Raw genomic sequence first — 16,537 nt, forward strand, 5'->3', positions numbered from 1 at the left:
TTATGGGTTTGTAGAGGGATTTTTTCATATTTTACTTTGCTGAATCTAAAGTGACTTTAATTTGTGTAGATTTACCGTCTCGATTTACAGTAAATGTTACTTTATCACCTGGTTTTTTATCTTTATAGAGGTAACTACGTAAATCAGAATCACTATCAATTTTATGTCCATCAATCTCAGTGATAATATCGCCACGTTTTAAATCAATTCCGCGTCGAGGAACATTGGCGACGTAAACACCTGAATCTGTATTGACATGACGTTTATAGCTATCAGGAATATCCGTCACATTAATCATTTCAATACCAATAGAAGGGCGTTTCACTTCTCCATGATTTACCAGTTGATCAATAACGAGTTTCACTTCGTTACTTGGGATAGCAAAGCCGATGCCTTCAACTTGTGGTGCTGCAATTTTTAATGTATTAATACCTATCAGATTTCCGTTTATATCGACGAGCGCACCACCTGAATTTCCAGGATTAATGGCAGCATCTGTCTGGATAACATTGACTTTGTTTGGTCCTGCTGAAGTATCTGTTTCGATCGTACGTTCATTTGCAGAAATAATCCCTGAAGTTACTGTGTTTGCAAACTCTAATCCTAGAGGGTTACCCATTGCAAAAACGCTGTCTCCAGTTTTAACTTTGCTTGAATTTGCAAAAGACATCGTCTTTATATCATCACGGTCTTTAATTTTTAAAACAGCTAAGTCAGTTAAAGGATCATTACCTACTAATTCAGCAGAAACTTGTTGAGAATTGTGAAGTTGTATTTTGACTGATGATGCCCCTTCAATGACATGATTGTTCGTAACGATGTAGGCGTTCTTACCATCTTTTTGATAAATGACACCTGAACCTATACCAGATGGTTTAGACTTAGCTGACTTACCGCGAAGTAAATCGTCTAAATTTTGAACTTTTTGTTCGTTAATGACACCTACGATTGCAGGCGCTTTATCATTAATCATTTGATTCACTGTTTTATATTTTTCACTTTTGCCATCGAGTGTATTGCCACCTGGCTTTTGCGAAGCTTCATTCACTTGTGAGCCGGGTTTCGTTGAGAATGGGGAAGAAAAATTAGAAAACAGACTAGTTAAACCAAATGCAATGAGACCACCTATTAATCCCGCTGCTAGCGCTATAAGTATCGTTTTGAACCAAGGAAATTTTCGTTTCGATCGATAAGGCTCCGCGGATTGATGTGGATTTGATTGATGTGAAGGATTATAATTGTGTTCTTCTTTCATAAAATGCCTCCTTTATAACTATTATCCTATTTAATCAATGCTTTGACTAGTCTGGTGCTCTACGTCTTTAGTCGTATTTTAAATGTGGTTGTTGAAATGTCTCGTAAGTGATAGAATTTAAAGGGTTAAAAGATGTAAAAAGTGGGTGTCAAAATGTTATATAAAGTAATCGCAAAAGTATTAGATACTATTATTGTTAAACGACTTAAAAATTTAGAAGTTATAGGTAAGGAACAAAAGCCAGAAACCAATCGCTACGTTGTGACATGTAATCATGAAAGTTACAATGAAATTATTTTATTAGGTTTAGCATTGTTTCCTAATGAAATCCATTTCATGGCAAAACAAGAATTATTTAAAAAGAAATGGTTGCATAAATTTTTTACAGCACTAAATGCGTTTCCAGTTAATAGAGAAAATCCAGGACCAAGCACATTAAAAATACCTGTAAAGATTTTAAATCAAAACAAAACAGTAGGTATTTTCCCATCCGGTCAACGTACAGCTGTTGAAGTACCTTTAAAAAGAGGTGCAGCGACAATTGCGATGCTAGGGAAGGCGCCAATTTTACCTGCTGCCTATGTTGGTCCAACTAAAATTTTGCATTTGTTTACTAAAAAAGCGTACATTAAATTTGGTGAGCCGATTGATACGACAGCACTTCCAAAAGATTTAAAACGACAAGAGAAAGTAGATTATATTACAAATTTAATTTCCGAACGTACACGCGAATTACAAAAAGAATTAAATGATTATGTAAAACAAAAATAAATACGTTTTACGCGTTGCTAGAGGCAAGGTATTGAAAATGAAGGTTAAATGTTTCAGATATTCATTTCTACTTTGCCTCATATTTATGTTATAGTGGTTTTGTCTGAAAATTCTGTTTATGGGGGTATCTGATGCAAAAAGTAATATTATTTGATGTAGATGGCGTCTTTTTAGACGAGGGAAGATGTTTTGATGTCGCTGCTTTAACCGTGTATGAAATATTGCGCGATAAAACGTATTTAAATTTAGGCTCAAAAGTGGATTTATCTAATTTAACAGATTCTCAAATCCAATCGATTCGACATGAAATTTTTGAAAATGATATGATTTTAAATCAACTGAAATCATTAGGAATAAATTCAAATTGGGACATGTTATTCGTTGTCTTTTCAGTTCATTTCATCCATTTATTAAAACAACTTTCAGAATCTGAAAGAACAATTTTTTTACAATCTCGCTCAATCTCTCAAAAACAACTACAAGAAATAGGCCGAAAACTTACGCATAACACGTTAGACTATGCAGCACCTTTAGATTTTTTAGCATCATGTTCCGAAGGGAAAGAAGTACTTTATGAAGAATTAAAACATTACGCAAAAGCACAATTAAATACCGAGGCGTGTTCACTTTTTGATATTCAAAGCCCATTATGGCAGTTTACTCAATCTATTTATCAAGAATGGTATTTAGGTCGAAATTTATTTGAAGACGTGGAAGGACAAGTTGCCAAATCAGATTATAAACAAGGATATATTTATGATGAAAAAGTGCTGGTCCCAGTAGAAGAAGCGCAATCTTTATTAAAAGCATTAAAAGAAAAAGGTTACAAAATTGCAATTGCAACAGGACGTACAAGAACGGAAACTTTAATTCCATTTGAAGCGCTAGGTTTATTACAATTTTTTGAAGACGAACATATTGTTACGGCAAGTGAAGTGATAGAAGCGGAAACCCGTTATCCAAATTTAAAACCACTCGGAAAGCCTAATCCATTTAGCTATATTGCGGCATTGAATGGCAATGAAAAGAAGGACTACTTTGATTATACAACAACACAAGTTAATCGTGTTCAACCGCAGAACGTTACGATTGTAGGTGATTCACTCGCTGACTTGCTTTGTGCTCAAAAAATAAACGCCTATTTTATTGGAACATTAACAGGCTTAAAAGGAGAAGGGGCACAACAAGAATTAGAACATTATCATGCTGATAAAATCGTGAATAATGTTTTAGATATTCGTTCAATATTTTTATAATACAAATGAAAATCAAGCGTACGTATTTGCTTTCCTTGTCCCCCACAAGGTGAACAACGATTGAAAAGAGCTAATAAGCGAAATTTTAGTCTAGCCATCTACTGTAGCTTTTTAACAGCAATCTTCTTATTAGATGTGGGACGACGAAATCTATTTGATTTCGTCGTCCCACTACTCGTTATAAAAATATAGGATCATCAGCTCCCTTTATTATAACGTTAATGTAACTGGTGTAACCGAATTAAATCCTTCAACATTTAAGAGTTCTGCTTCTACTTCGTCACGAATCGGCTTGTCGATGGACAAAATCATCATAGCTTTTCCTCCGATATGTGTACGACCTAAATGCATAGAAGCAATATTGACATCATATTCTCCTAAAATTTGTCCGGTTTTACCTACTACTCCAGGTCGGTCATAATGATGAATGACAAGTTGATATTGTTCGGGTTTAAAGTCTACTGGATACTGATTAATACGTACAATTCGAGGGCCAAAGCCGTTCAATACAGTACCGCCAATTTTGATGCTATCAGCTTTATTGATCAGTTCTAGCTCAATATAATTGCTAAACCCTTTTTTACTTTTCGTTTTTTCGATGGTATACGTAACATTTTGCTCATTTAATAAAACTAAAGCATTAATAAGATTAACATGGTCACCCATATCTTGTTGTAAAACGCCTTTAACAAGCGTACGTGTAATTAAACTCGTATCATCTAATGCAAGGTCTCCAGCATATGTGATTTTGAGTTCACGAGGAGCTTTTGGTAATAATTGAATACCGACTTCACCAGCCATTTTAGCTAATTGGACATAAGGTTGTAATGCTTCATCTTCACTGAAAATGCCATTCGGTGCATTTACAGCATGTGAAATATTTTGATTGATGAGTATGTCGATAATATTCTCTGCCACTGATATGGCCACTTTTTCCTGCGCTTCAACTGTTGAAGCACCTAAGTGGGGTGTAACGATCACTTTCGGATGTTGCGTAATAGGTGAATGATTGGCGGGTTCATTTTCAAATACATCTAACGCGGCTCCCGCAATTTGATTATGATTGAGTGCTTCTAAAAGTGCTTGCTCGTCAATAATACCACCACGTGCTACGTTGATAATTCGTAAATTGGGTTTTGCTTGGTCGAAAAAAGCTTTATTTACAATGCCTTTCGTTTTTTCTGTTAACGGCGTATGGACGGTCACAAAATCAGCGTTTTGAGCAATTTCATCTACAGTAGCTCTTGTGAACTCTAACTCTTTTGCTTTATCTTCTGAAAGATAGGGATCATAAGCAAGAATATTCATGCCAAAACTTTGTAGTCTTTTAGCGACACCTATACCGATGCGTCCAGTCCCAATGACGCCTAAAGTTTTACGGTACAGTTCTGTTCCACGAAACGTTTTGCGGTCCCATTCTCCTTGGCTAAGTGAAGCGTGAGCTTGTGGAATATTACGTGCCATCGCTAAAATCATTGCTACTGAATGCTCAGTTGCAGAAATAGTATTGCCATCCGGTGCGTTAATCACAATAATACCTTCTTTAGTGGCACTATCGAGTTCGATATTATCGACACCAACACCTGCACGCGCAACGACTTTCAATTGCGTACCTGCTTTCAAAATAGATGCTGTGACTTGTGTTTGACTACGTACAATAAGCGCATGGAATTCAGGGATGAGTTCTACTAGTTCAGCTTCACTTAACCCTGTTTGATGTATCACATCAAAACGTTGATCTTCATTTAAACTTTTTAAGCCTTCTTCAGAGATAGGGTCTGCGACAAGCACTTTATATAACATCTTTTAAAACCTCCGTAAATACTTTTGTACCTTGACCGATGAATGACGTATTACGATGCTGAGTAAGCAATATTTCTAGTGCAGCTATAAAACTTAATAAAGTAAAAGGCGAAACATCTCCCATATGTCCAACACGTAAAATGCGGCCTTTTAATTTTCCTTGACCACCTGCAATGGTGATGTTGAATTGGGTTTTGAGTTCTTTTTTTATTTTTTGAAGTTCAGCTTCGTCTTTTGGAATAAAAGCTGTAACAGTAGGGGAAGCATAAGTATCATTGACAAGTAGCTCAAAATTTAACGCTTTCAAGGCTGCTCTTACAGCATCTCTTATTTGATAATGATGTTGAATGACGTTATCGAACCCTATAGCATCGATATAACGTCTGTATGCAATGACACCTCTAAATGCAGAGATATTAGGAGTATAAGGTGTAGAACTTTCGAGCAGTGACTTATAATGTTTGGCTAAATCTAAGTAAAATTTTGGAGTGGTGCTTGCATTAATTTGCTCTAAAGCGCGTTGATTACATGCAACAAAAGAAATGCCCGCAGGTAATGCCATAGCTTTTTGACTACCTGAAACTAAAATGTCGATATGGTCTCTTTCCATATTGACGTCCACAGCGCCAACACAACTCACACCGTCGACGACAAAGTAAATCTCATTATCTAAAGTTTTTAAAGCTACGCCGAGTTCAGCGACAGGATGGAGCACGGCTGTAGAAGTTTCACAGTATTGAGTAAACACAGCTTTGATAGGCGCATTTAGCTGTTCGATGAAAGTAATAACTTGCTTTGTATCGAATGCTTCTCCCCAAGGGACATCGAAAATATGTACATTTGTATAATACGTTTCTGCGATTTGTTTAAAACGATTACCAAAAGCGCCTGAAACGATAACGACAAAGTGGTCATCTGGTTCTAATAAATTCACCATACTGGCTTCAAGGGCGCTCGTACCACTTGAAGATAAAATCATAACATCTTGATGACTACCGAATACGTGTTTAAGTGCTTCAAAGGCTTCTTTTGCAATAGCTTCAAAGTCCGATGAACGATGACCTACCATAGGCAAGTTCATCTCTGTTTGGATATGCAAAGGGACGGGTGTGGGGCCAGGTGTTAATAATAAAGGGTGTTGGAAATACATAAGCAACCTCCTCGAATAATATTTTTACATTTTAACAAATATTCTGACAAATTAACAGGGGAGATTTCACAAACTATACGTTCTGTGAAATTAAATATATATGTGACTGCGTAGTAATCGTGACATTTCCTCGTAAACTATTGGAGACCATGCAATTGGCGTCAGCAGTTTGAAGTAATCGATCGATGCGTCGGAGCAGTTTATCTTTAGTTTCCGAATCTTCTACATAAATATCTACGTTATGCGTAATTTGTTTCATTGAAAATCGGTTGTGGCGATATTCAGCTGTTCCTATTGAAGTAAGTTTAAATGATTTTATTCTAAAATGAGCACGCGCAAGTGTAGCGGCTAATGAGATAATGAAGCAACTGCCAGCTGCGCTAACGAGTAATTCGTCGGGATTTGTACCTATGCCAGTTCCTCCTAGGCTTGAAGGAATAGAGAATGTTTCTTTAATAATGTCGCCATCTAATTGGCCGGACTGATCGCCTCCACCTTGCCATTGAAAGGAGACTTTAAAATCATGCTGAACCATTTTACTTCACTCCTCCTGTGTATGTGTTAAGTTAAGTGTAGTAGAAAATTAGTAGAATGGAAAGGAAGTTAAACCTGTGAAGCTGAGTAAACCGTTTAAATCATTTAAAGTGGTTGCACATCGTGGCTTTTCTGAAAGTTATCCAGAAAATACGCGTGAAGCGTATCAAGCGGCGCTAGGCCGACATATTGATATGTTAGAAATTGATTTGCATATGACAAAAGATGGTGCGCTTGTGGCAATTCATGATGACACAATTGATCGAACATCTAATTCAAAAGGTGCAATTAAAGATTTTACTTTAGAAACGTTAAGAGATTTTGATTTTGGAAGTTGGAAGGGGTTAAATCACAAGGCAGAATTAATGACGTTTGATGAAGTGCTAACGTTATGTAAAAACTATTCTAAAACGTTGTTAGTTGAAATCAAAACACCTAAAAATTATCCAGGCATTGAAAAAGCCGTTTTACAAAAAATAAAAAATCAACAATTTCCATTACATCGAATTATCATTCAATCTTTTGATACGAAATCTATTCAAACGTTTCATACACTTGCGCCTTATTTAACATTAGGTGTGTTAATTAGTAAACGGAAATATTGGTTGAAGCAACCACCTTACAAAGACATTGCAACGTATGCAGATTATATTAATCCTAATTATAAACTGATTAATCGTAAATTTATTAAGCGCGCACATCAAGAGGGATTGAAAGTCATTCCTTACACGGTAAATGACATAGATGACGCAAAAAAATTAATTAAACTAGGTGTTGATGGTGTGATTACGGACGCACCTGACCGTTTATTCAAATTATAATATTGAAAATCAAGGATGAGGACACGGCATGTTATTGCTTTAAGAAAAAAGCAAAAGTTTCAACAAAACATTCACGATGCGTCAAAATGGAAGTTATTTTGTGCATCATGAATGTTTTGTCGAAATTCTACTCGCGATGTCTTGACCACTTAGTTTTATGATTGCGGTGTTTTATTTAATTTCTCATATGCACCTATCGCAACTGCTAAATCAAAGTGCGCGGCACCGACGCATTTAAAAATTGTAATGGCTTCACATGATTGACGTAAAAGTTGTTTTTTTGAAACAATGCTTTTTAAATCGCCATCTATTTCTTCAAATTTAAAAATTCCTTTTTCATGAGGTTCGATAAATTCTCCGGCTTCTTCTTTAACACCTTCAATATCATCGAATACGACATGACTTGCTCTTGGAAAGAGTTGATTATCCATTTCTTTCATATCTGGACGATAGGAACCTATACCATTAATGTGTGTTCCATCTTGAATGTCTTTTGCTTCAAAGACAGGGGAGGTTGACTGTGTTTGGCAATTAATAATATCAGACTTTTGAACTAAAGTCTGAACATTATTTGTAACCGTTATATCTAAATTGGGATGGGCTTGTTGAAGTTGTCTCTTAAAATGTTCTGCTTTGTCGCGGCTACGATTGTAAAGATAAACGTTTTGGATATTGCGTACTTCGATATTACCTAAAAACTGCTCATAAGCCATCCCGCCTGTGCCAATCATTCCGAGTGATTGACTATTTGAGTTACTCATATATTTAGGTGCTATCCCGCTTAAAGCGCCCGTACGTAATCGTGTGAGGTAACTTGCATCTAAACTTGCAAGGTGTTTTCCTGTTTTAATATCTGTAATGATGATATTGGCTTGTGTTGTAGGAAGGCCAAGTTGAGGGTTTTCAGGTGTGATTGAAGTGATCTTAATGATGCCGATTTGTTTGTCTTTATGTATACAAGGCATATACAGCATTGATTTTGCACCGGTTCCCGTCGAGATAACCATACGCTGTGTTTGTGTAATCGCATTCATGTTTGTAAATAGGGTCTCGATATCGTTTATGGCGTCAGACATGTGATAGATAGCTTGGATGTCATTTTCATTCCAAAATTTCATGATATTCCTCCTTTACATTTGATGTTAGTATACGTAAAGATTTCTAAATTGTAAAAGTGCGCGTTCGTAGTGAGGACATTTATATAAAGATTTCTTCTGTCTAAAAAAGGAGGACAAAGAAAAACCACCATGCAAGAGACATGGTGGTTAACAAAATCAATATTAACGTGAGTAGTACTCAACGATTAATTGTTCATTGATTTCAGCTGGTAATTCGCTACGTTCTGGAAGACGTACGAAAGTACCTTTTAAGTTGTCAGCATCGAAGTCTAAATAGTCAGGAACGAAGTTGTTGATTTCGATTGACTCTTCGATAATTGCTAATTTTTGTGATTTTTCACGTACTGTAATCACTTGACCAGGTTTTAAAGTGTAAGATGGAATGTCAACACGTTTACCATCTACTTCAACGTGACCGTGACCAACTAATTGACGTGCTTGACGACGTGTACGTGCTAAACCTAATGCGTAAACAACCGCATCTAAACGGCTAGCTAAAAGGATCATGAAGTTTTCACCATGAACCCCACCTTGTTTACCAGCAGCTTCAAAAGTGTTACGGAATTGTCTTTCAGTCATTCCATATAAGTAACGTAATTTTTGTTTTTCACGTAATTGTAATCCGTACTCAGATAATTTTTTACGTTGTGTTGGGCCATGTTGACCTGGAGCGTAAGGACGCTTTTCTAATTCTTTACCAGTACCTGATAATGAGATACCTAAACGACGAGATTTTTTCCAGCTTGAACCTCTGAATCGAGCCATAATTGACTCCTCCTTTATTTCTTTTTTGTTGTTATGAAAAAACAAAAAAGAGTGTTGAATGCTCGTAAAGATATGATATTTTATGTGTCCTCGCCTCATAGCTCTGGTTACACGGCACGCCCACTTTGGGAATATCATAGCGCCTTACAATATTCAACTGCTATTTTCGTTTTTCACACAAAGTCCATTTTACCACGTACTTATTAAAAGTCAAGGTGAAATGATGATATTTAAAGATGGCGTTGTAAAACGTCGACGATTGCTTTTAACCCTGCTTCATCTGTTTCGCTAAAACGGTTTTTAATAGGGGAATCGATATCCAAAACGCCAATAATTTCCTCGTTTTTATGAAGAGGGAGTACGATTTCTGATTGACTGTTCGCATCACATGCGATGTGCCCTGGGAAAGCATTGACATCTGCTACACGTTGAATAGCATCATGTTTAACTGCTGCTCCACACACACCACTTCCAACTTCGATGTGTACACATGCGGGTTTTCCTTGAAAAGGTCCTAAAATTAAAGCATTATTTTTCATCAAATAAAAGCCGACCCAATTAATTTGAGACAAGTTTTCGTTGAGTAGCGCAGAGGTATTACTTAAATTTGCGATTAAGTCTGTTTCGCCAGAAAGTAATGCATCAAGTTGTCGTGTTAAAAGATCGTAATTGGTGTTCGTTTCCATAAATATCCCTCATCTCTTAAAATTTTGAAATAATTATAGCCTTTTTAGAGGTTCTGCGCAATTTAGAGAGAATCTATGGTAAACTTTTAAAAAGTATATCATTATTTAAGATTTCATTTTAATGCGTTTACAAATTACGTTATAATGAATTTATGTTTGTAGGAGGAGACGAAAGGACATGGCATTATATATTATCTTAGCTATTATCATTATTATTTTGATAGGCATCGGTGTACTTTTCATGATGCGATCAAACAAAAGAACAATGATCCAAACTGCGGAAGATCGTAAAGCAAAATTAAATGACCTCTCATATGACGAAAGCTTACATAAACTAGAACAACTTAATATGCCTGGCCAAACGAAAGCTGAATATGATGCATTAAATGATTCTTGGAAATCATCACACAATGATTATTTAATGCCAGTGGATGAAAAAATACATGAAGCTGAAGTGAACTTAGATAAGTTTAAATTTGCGCAAGCAGAAACGGACATTAATGATGCTCATGAAATGATGGATGCTTACGAATCTAAACATCTAGAGTTAACGGAAAAGGCAGACAAAGTACTTAAAGTGCATCACGAGAGCGACGCGTTATATGATCAAACTAAAGAAGAACATCGTAAGTTAAAACGAGAAGTTTTAGCAAATCGTCATCAATACGGTGAAGCGGCACCTCCATTAGAAAAAGAAATCGAACAAATCGAGCCAGAGCTGTCTTTATACGAAGAATTGAAACAAGATGGCAATTACAGACAAGCACATGAGCACATTAAAAATTTAAATGACGACTTGACGTATTTAAAAGAAGACATGAAAGAAATTCCAGAATTAATTCGCGAAGCTCAAAAAGAATTACCTGGTCAATTTCAAGATTTAAAATACGGCGTACGTGATTTGAAAGTGGAAGGCTACGATTTGGATCATGTGAAAGTTGATAGTACATTACAATCATTGAAAACAGAACTAAGTTTTGTTGAACCAATGATTAGTCGACTTGAGCTAGAAGACGCAAACAAAAAATTGGAAAATATTAACCAACAATTAGACGAAATGTACGATTTAATTGAGCATGAAGTTAAATCTAAAAATGCGGTTGAAGAATCAAAAGAGCGTATTACTGACGATCTGTTTCTCGCTAAAGATATGAACTATACACTTCAAACTGAAATAGAGTATGGTCGCGAAAACTATTATATTAATGAAAGTGATATCCAAAGCGTACGTCAATTTGAAAATGAAATTCAAAATTTGATTGCCGTCTATGATGAGATTTTAATGGAAATGGCAAAATCATCCGTACGTTATAGTGAAGTTCAAGATAACCTTAAATACATCGAAGATCATGTGAAAGTGATTAATGAAAAACAACAAAAACTTCAAAACCACCTCGTATCATTACGCGAAGATGAAGCGGAAGCAGAAGAACATATTTTACGTGTTCAAAGTAAAAAAGAAGAGATTTATCGTCGTTTACTCGCTTCAAACCTTACAAGTGTACCGGAGCGTTTCATCATTCTTAAAAATGAGATCGATTACGAAGTTCGAGAAGTGAACGTGCGCTTTAGTGAAAGACCAGTTAACGTACAACACCTTAAAGATAAAGTGAACAAAGTTGTCCTTCAAATGAATAAATTTGAAGATGAAGCTAATGATGTACTCATTAATGCGGTTTATGCTGAAAAGCTCATTCAATATGGTAACCGTTATCGAAAAGACCATCATGAGCTAGATAAAAGCTTAAACGAAGCAGAACGTTTATTTAAAAATAACCGCTATAAGCGTTCCAGTGAGATATCGGCACAAGCGTTAGAAAGAGTGGAGCCAGGTATTTCAGAAGCCATCGAGCGCGAAGTTATGAATCAACAAACACATTAAATATGATTAAAAACTGAGACGGGTTAAAGTCTCAGTTTTTTAATTTTTATCATTCCTCATCGCTTATGATGCAATGGTTTAAGGTCGCTTTTAAATTATTTATTGACCCAAAGCGATAAATTTTAGAAAATAGCTAATATGTGTTTTATGTGAGTGGAAATATTGTAGTACAATAATAATAATTCACAATCTTATTCAAGGAGTTCCTGTATCATGTTATATTTTGACAATGCTGCAACGACACGTGTTCAACCAGAAGTGTTAAACAGTTTTATGAAGGTGAATCAAACGTTTTTTTATAATCCTAACAGTCCACACGTCAAAGGGAGTGAAGCACAACGTTTACTAGAAGAAGCGCGTGCGCAAATTCGACAGTCGCTACATTTGAATGAGGAAACTATCATTTTTACAAGCGGAGCGACGGAGTCTAATAATATGGCTTTAAAAGGAGCGGCGTACCAAAAAAAGCCATTCGGTAAAACGATTATTACTTCTGTGCTTGAACATCCCTCTGTGCTAGAAGTGATGCGTCAACTTGAAACTGAAGGATTCAAATTGAAATTTGTCAATGTCACTGATAAAGGGCAAATTGATTTAACACATTTTGAATCTTTATTGAATTCAGATGTGATTTTAGTGACATGTATGCAAGTGAATAATATCATGGGACAAATCCAACCAATAAGAGAAATGAGTCAGTTGTTGTCAGCATATCCTAAAGTGCACTTTCATGTGGATGCGGTTCAAGCGCTTGGTAAACAACCGATCGTTATGCAAGATATTGATAGTATAGCAATCAGTGGTCATAAATTTAATGGTTTAAAAGGACAAGGCTTATTAATTTTGAAAAATGCACATGCACTAACGCCGATTATTCAAGGCGGCGGCCAAGAATTTGGTTTGCGCAGTGGCACAGTTAACTTACCAAGTGATGTAGCATTGGCTAAAGCGATTCGCTTGGCGGTGTCACATCAGCATGTATTAATCAAAGGATTAAAAGGCGTTAATATGGCTATAAGAAACCAACTTCAACAGTACCCGGGTATTGTTGTTAATTCTCCAGAAGACGCCTCGCCACACATTTTGAATATTAGTTTTCCTGGGGTGCGCGGAGAGGTTTTAGTCAATGCATTTTCAAAACATGATGTCATGGTTTCAACCACAAGCGCATGCTCATCGAAGCACGCCAAATTAAATGAAGTATTAAGTGCGATGAATATTGATTCAAGCAATATTTTGGGTAGTATTCGTCTATCTTTTGATCGTCATACATCCATGGACGATGTAAACCGATTTTTTGAAGTATTAGATATTGTATATAAAGAAGTAGAGGAGTTGCTAAGGAAATGATTTATGATCATCTTCTAGTAAGATATGGAGAGCTAACATTAAAAGGGGCAAATCGTAAAACGTTTGTCAATCAATTGCGTTCGAATGTGAAGCGTGCATTGATGCCTTTGCAAGGTTATGAGGTAAAAGCAAATAGAGATAGAATGTATATTCAACTTGAGCCTCATGCTGACATCGATAGCATGATAGAACGTATTTCTAAAGTATATGGTGTTCATTCAATTAGCCCTGTGCTAAAAATAGAAAAGTCTATGGATGCGATGTATCAGCATGCTGTTATCTTTGCAGAACAATATAAATCAGGGGATAGCTTCAAAGTTGAAGTTAAACGCTCAGATAAACAATTTGAATATGAAACGTTTGCCATACAACGCATGGTAGGTGGAGCTGTATTAAAACATTCAAAAGATTTACATGTTAACGTCCGTCAACCAGACCATGAGATTAAAATAGAAGTGCGTCTTGATGCAGTTTATATGTATGATAAAGTCATTCCTGCGATAGGAGGACTTCCTGTTGGAACAGGAGGAAAAACGTTATTGATGTTATCTGGTGGCATCGATTCACCTGTAGCAGGTATGGAAGTAATGCGCAGAGGTGTAACGATTGAAGCGATTCATTTTCACAGCCCGCCTTTTACCAGTGAGAAAGCAAAAGAGAAAGTGATTGAACTTACACGTATTATGGCAGAACGTGTGGGTACAATTAAATTGCATATTGTTCCATTTACTGAAGTTCAAAAGCAAATTCATAAAGTGGTACATGAACGCTACACAATGACGTCGACAAGACGTATGATGATGCGTATTGCAGACAAAGTCGTTCAACAAATTGGTGCAGACGCAATTGTCAATGGTGAAAATTTAGGGCAAGTGGCAAGTCAAACTTTAAAAAGTATGTATGCAATCAATGCTGTTACATCTACGCCTGTGCTTCGTCCGTTATTATCACTAGATAAAGAAGAGATTATAAGCAAGGCAAAAGTGTTGGGGACATTTGAAACGTCTATACAGCCTTTTGAAGACTGTTGCACAATTTTTACACCGAAGAATCCTGTTACAGAACCTCAATTCGACAAAGTCATTCAATATGAATCCGGTTTTGACTTCGAACCTATGCTGAATGAAGCGGTTGAGCACATCGAAACACTAGTGATTGACAAAAATTATCAAATTCATCAAAGTGAAACGACGCAATGGGATGACGATTTATTTTAACTTTTAGTTTGGGGTGAAGGGGATGGAATTAGACATTACAATCATATTAATCGCTGTCGCCTTTGCTTTTTTAGCTGCCTTTATTGATGCAGTCGTTGGTGGAGGGGGGTTAATATTAATCCCTGCGCTCTTAGCCCTAGGCATTACGCCCGCCACAGCTTTAGGAACAAATAAAATGGCAAGCGCAGCAGGATCATTTACGAGTGCACTACGATTTGTTCGTGCTAAGAAAGTCGATTTACCTATAGTGAGTAAATTATTTCCACTCTCTTTTTTGACCGCGATAGGAGGAACGTCGCTAGCTGTATTTTTACCAGCAGAAGTTTTAAAGCCTATTGTCATTCTCATTTTAGCAGGTGTGCTTTGCTACACCTTGCTCAAAAAGGATTGGGGTGCTACGCGTACCTATACCAAATTAACGACTATCAAGGCGTTACTATTTGTTTTACTGATTATGTTAATTGGTTTTTATGATGGCTTTTTAGGTGGAGGAACGGGCTCATTTCTAATGTTTGCGTTACTCATAGTCGGGTTTGATTTTTTGAGCGCTGCTGGAAATGCGAAAGTGCTTAATTTTGCTTCTAATTTAGGTGCGCTACTTATGTTTATGTACTTAGGACACGTAGACTATATTTTAGGCTTTTTCCTATTGATAAGTTCCATAGTAGGCGCTTATACAGGTGCGCAATTTGCTATCAGGAAAGGTGTTAGCTTTGTTAAAGTTCTATTTGTTTGCGTTACTTTAGTACTTATCTTAAAAAACGCTTTTGATTATTTTAAAGATTTTATACTTTAATCAAAAGCAATTACATATTAGGACAAAATCTTCTATAAAATAAATTTTTTTGCAGATTAACTTAGTAGGTTTTTCTAAATGGCTAATAAAATGATAAACTATTTATTGTAGAAACAATAAATTACAAGGAGAGGGAGTTTTGCATGTCGAAAAGAATTGTAGCAATTATTTTAGCAGTGGTTATCGTTATGGGCGGTATACTGATGAGTACTTTGACTACACTAGCTTCATCTTTTTTTAGTAGTGATGTAAGTGAAGTTGAAGATGCTCCAAGTAGTATCATTCAAAAAGGAGACGCTTCAAAACAAATTGCTGAAATTGCAGTTAAAGGTGAGATTACTGGAAGTGCCTCAGGTGGTCTTTTTGGGGGTAGTGAAGGTTATGATCATGCAGCAGCATTGAAGCAGTTAGATACTATTAAGAAAGACGATTCTATTAAAGGTGTATTGTTAACAGTTAATTCGCCTGGCGGTGGAACATATGAAAGTGACGAATTTTATCAAAAATTAAAAGAAATTAAAGAAAAAGGCAAGAAAATTTATGTACAGATGGAAACAGTTGCCGTTTCTGGAGGATATTATATTTCTATGCCTGCAGATAAAATCTACGCGGGACCTCAAACGTTAACGGGTTCGATTGGCGTTATCTCTCAATCGATGGACTACTCAGAACTATTGAAAAATTTAGGAGTTAAAACGAATACGATAAAATCTGGAAGTCATAAAGATATTATGAGTCCAGATAGAGAAATGACGCAAGAGGAACGAAATATTTTACAATCTGTGAATAAAGATAGCTTTGATCAGTTTGTTAATGTAGTTAAAGAAGGACGTCATATGTCAGAAAGTAAAGTGCGTAAGCTTGCAGACGGCCGTATATACAGTGCGCAACAAGCGAAGTCTGAAGGCTTAATTGATGAAATTGGATACAAAGATGCGGCTTTGAAACAAATGAAAAAAGAGCTAAAAGTCAAAAACCCACAAATTATATCTTTTAGTGAAGATAGTGCTAAATTTGGTTCGTTATTTGGCTTGAAATCTGCATATGAAGGTTTAAAATCAGATATTCAACAAGCGCGTAACATTTTAACTAACAAATCAGACACGCGTCCAATGTATATGTATGAAGGGTAG

The 16,537-nt window shown here is 36.1% G+C and carries 15 protein-coding genes; 8 read left to right on the forward strand and 7 right to left on the reverse strand.

Going from position 1 to position 16,537, the window contains the following annotated elements; all coding sequences use genetic code 11:
• Window positions 1-31: 31 nt before the first annotated feature.
• A complete protein-coding gene (locus LN051_RS04865; protein WP_229293431.1) occupies window positions 32-1,255 on the reverse strand; it encodes a S1C family serine protease in 1,224 nt (407 codons plus the stop codon).
• Between the two features lie 153 nt (window positions 1,256-1,408).
• Here LN051_RS04865 and LN051_RS04870 point away from each other — a divergent pair, with 153 nt between their 5' ends.
• Window positions 1,409-2,026 (forward strand): lysophospholipid acyltransferase family protein, encoded by a 618-nt coding sequence (locus LN051_RS04870; RefSeq protein ID WP_229293432.1) that lies wholly within the window; start codon window positions 1,409-1,411, stop codon window positions 2,024-2,026.
• 131 nt (window positions 2,027-2,157) lie between these two features.
• The gene (locus tag LN051_RS04875; RefSeq protein ID WP_229293433.1) at window positions 2,158-3,282 is read left to right on the forward strand and encodes an HAD family hydrolase; all 1,125 of its coding nucleotides are present in this window, start codon (window positions 2,158-2,160) and stop codon (window positions 3,280-3,282) included.
• A gap of 210 nt (window positions 3,283-3,492) precedes the next feature.
• Here the strand turns inward: LN051_RS04875 and serA are convergent, their stop codons facing one another.
• The 3 genes from serA to LN051_RS04890 form a co-directional block, all read right to left on the reverse strand.
• The gene (serA, locus tag LN051_RS04880; RefSeq protein WP_229293434.1) at window positions 3,493-5,085 is read right to left on the reverse strand and encodes a phosphoglycerate dehydrogenase; all 1,593 of its coding nucleotides are present in this window, start codon (window positions 5,083-5,085) and stop codon (window positions 3,493-3,495) included.
• Window positions 5,075-6,235 (reverse strand): pyridoxal-phosphate-dependent aminotransferase family protein, encoded by a 1,161-nt coding sequence (locus tag LN051_RS04885; protein ID WP_229293435.1) that lies wholly within the window; start codon window positions 6,233-6,235, stop codon window positions 5,075-5,077. The genes serA and LN051_RS04885 overlap by 11 nt, the downstream gene beginning before the upstream one ends.
• Window positions 6,236-6,308: 73 nt before the next feature.
• Complete coding sequence (locus LN051_RS04890; RefSeq protein WP_229293436.1) at window positions 6,309-6,770, reverse strand: OsmC family protein; 462 nt, start codon at window positions 6,768-6,770, stop codon at window positions 6,309-6,311.
• A 76-nt stretch (window positions 6,771-6,846) separates the two neighbouring features.
• Here LN051_RS04890 and LN051_RS04895 point away from each other — a divergent pair, with 76 nt between their 5' ends.
• On the forward strand, window positions 6,847-7,590 hold the full coding sequence (locus LN051_RS04895; protein WP_229293437.1) for a glycerophosphodiester phosphodiesterase: 744 nt from the start codon (window positions 6,847-6,849) through the stop codon (window positions 7,588-7,590).
• Between the two features lie 155 nt (window positions 7,591-7,745).
• On the opposite strand, the gene LN051_RS04900 is transcribed toward LN051_RS04895, so the two are convergent.
• The 3 genes from LN051_RS04900 to LN051_RS04910 all read right to left on the reverse strand — a co-directional run bounded on the left by LN051_RS04900 (window position 7,746) and on the right by LN051_RS04910 (window position 10,159).
• On the reverse strand, window positions 7,746-8,708 hold the full coding sequence (locus LN051_RS04900; RefSeq protein WP_229293438.1) for an ornithine cyclodeaminase family protein: 963 nt from the start codon (window positions 8,706-8,708) through the stop codon (window positions 7,746-7,748).
• A 162-nt stretch (window positions 8,709-8,870) separates the two neighbouring features.
• Entirely contained in the window at window positions 8,871-9,473 is a 603-nt protein-coding gene (gene rpsD, locus LN051_RS04905) for a 30S ribosomal protein S4 (RefSeq protein WP_229293439.1), read from the reverse strand.
• Window positions 9,474-9,703: 230 nt separating this feature from the next.
• On the reverse strand, window positions 9,704-10,159 hold the full coding sequence (locus LN051_RS04910) for a GAF domain-containing protein (protein ID WP_229293440.1): 456 nt from the start codon (window positions 10,157-10,159) through the stop codon (window positions 9,704-9,706).
• Between the two features lie 178 nt (window positions 10,160-10,337).
• Between LN051_RS04910 and ezrA the strand changes: the two genes are divergently transcribed.
• The 5 genes from ezrA to sppA all read left to right on the forward strand — a co-directional run bounded on the left by ezrA (window position 10,338) and on the right by sppA (window position 16,537).
• Window positions 10,338-12,041: a septation ring formation regulator EzrA gene (gene ezrA / locus LN051_RS04915; protein ID WP_229293441.1), complete on the forward strand. Its 1,704-nt coding sequence runs from the start codon at window positions 10,338-10,340 to the stop codon at window positions 12,039-12,041.
• Between the two features lie 213 nt (window positions 12,042-12,254).
• Entirely contained in the window at window positions 12,255-13,391 is a 1,137-nt protein-coding gene (locus LN051_RS04920) for a cysteine desulfurase family protein (RefSeq protein ID WP_229293442.1), read from the forward strand.
• On the forward strand, window positions 13,388-14,608 hold the full coding sequence (thiI, locus tag LN051_RS04925) for a tRNA uracil 4-sulfurtransferase ThiI (protein WP_229293443.1): 1,221 nt from the start codon (window positions 13,388-13,390) through the stop codon (window positions 14,606-14,608). The genes LN051_RS04920 and thiI overlap by 4 nt, the downstream gene beginning before the upstream one ends.
• Before the next feature lie 22 nt (window positions 14,609-14,630).
• Entirely contained in the window at window positions 14,631-15,404 is a 774-nt protein-coding gene (locus LN051_RS04930; protein ID WP_229293444.1) for a sulfite exporter TauE/SafE family protein, read from the forward strand.
• A 143-nt stretch (window positions 15,405-15,547) separates the two neighbouring features.
• Window positions 15,548-16,537, forward strand: a complete 990-nt coding sequence (sppA, locus tag LN051_RS04935) for a signal peptide peptidase SppA (protein ID WP_229293445.1) — start codon at window positions 15,548-15,550, stop codon at window positions 16,535-16,537.

The sequence above is a fragment of the Staphylococcus ratti genome, from assembly GCF_020883535.1.
GTDB lineage: Bacteria > Bacillota > Bacilli > Staphylococcales > Staphylococcaceae > Staphylococcus > Staphylococcus ratti.

Excerpts from the sequence above, each read along its gene's own strand:
- LN051_RS04865 (WP_229293431.1), bottom strand. The coding sequence starts at position 1,255 with ATGAAAGAAGAACACAATTATAATCCTTCACATCAATCAAATCCACAT.
- LN051_RS04870 (WP_229293432.1), top strand. The coding sequence starts at position 1,409 with ATGTTATATAAAGTAATCGCAAAAGTATTAGATACTATTATTGTTAAA.
- LN051_RS04875 (WP_229293433.1), top strand. The coding sequence starts at position 2,158 with ATGCAAAAAGTAATATTATTTGATGTAGATGGCGTCTTTTTAGACGAG.
- serA (WP_229293434.1), bottom strand. The coding sequence starts at position 5,085 with ATGTTATATAAAGTGCTTGTCGCAGACCCTATCTCTGAAGAAGGCTTA.
- LN051_RS04885 (WP_229293435.1), bottom strand. The coding sequence starts at position 6,235 with ATGTATTTCCAACACCCTTTATTATTAACACCTGGCCCCACACCCGTC.
- LN051_RS04890 (WP_229293436.1), bottom strand. The coding sequence starts at position 6,770 with ATGGTTCAGCATGATTTTAAAGTCTCCTTTCAATGGCAAGGTGGAGGC.
- LN051_RS04900 (WP_229293438.1), bottom strand. The coding sequence starts at position 8,708 with ATGAAATTTTGGAATGAAAATGACATCCAAGCTATCTATCACATGTCT.
- rpsD (WP_229293439.1), bottom strand. The coding sequence starts at position 9,473 with ATGGCTCGATTCAGAGGTTCAAGCTGGAAAAAATCTCGTCGTTTAGGT.
- LN051_RS04910 (WP_229293440.1), bottom strand. The coding sequence starts at position 10,159 with ATGGAAACGAACACCAATTACGATCTTTTAACACGACAACTTGATGCA.
- ezrA (WP_229293441.1), top strand. The coding sequence starts at position 10,338 with ATGGCATTATATATTATCTTAGCTATTATCATTATTATTTTGATAGGC.
- LN051_RS04920 (WP_229293442.1), top strand. The coding sequence starts at position 12,255 with ATGTTATATTTTGACAATGCTGCAACGACACGTGTTCAACCAGAAGTG.
- thiI (WP_229293443.1), top strand. The coding sequence starts at position 13,388 with ATGATTTATGATCATCTTCTAGTAAGATATGGAGAGCTAACATTAAAA.
- LN051_RS04930 (WP_229293444.1), top strand. The coding sequence starts at position 14,631 with ATGGAATTAGACATTACAATCATATTAATCGCTGTCGCCTTTGCTTTT.
- sppA (WP_229293445.1), top strand. The coding sequence starts at position 15,548 with ATGTCGAAAAGAATTGTAGCAATTATTTTAGCAGTGGTTATCGTTATG.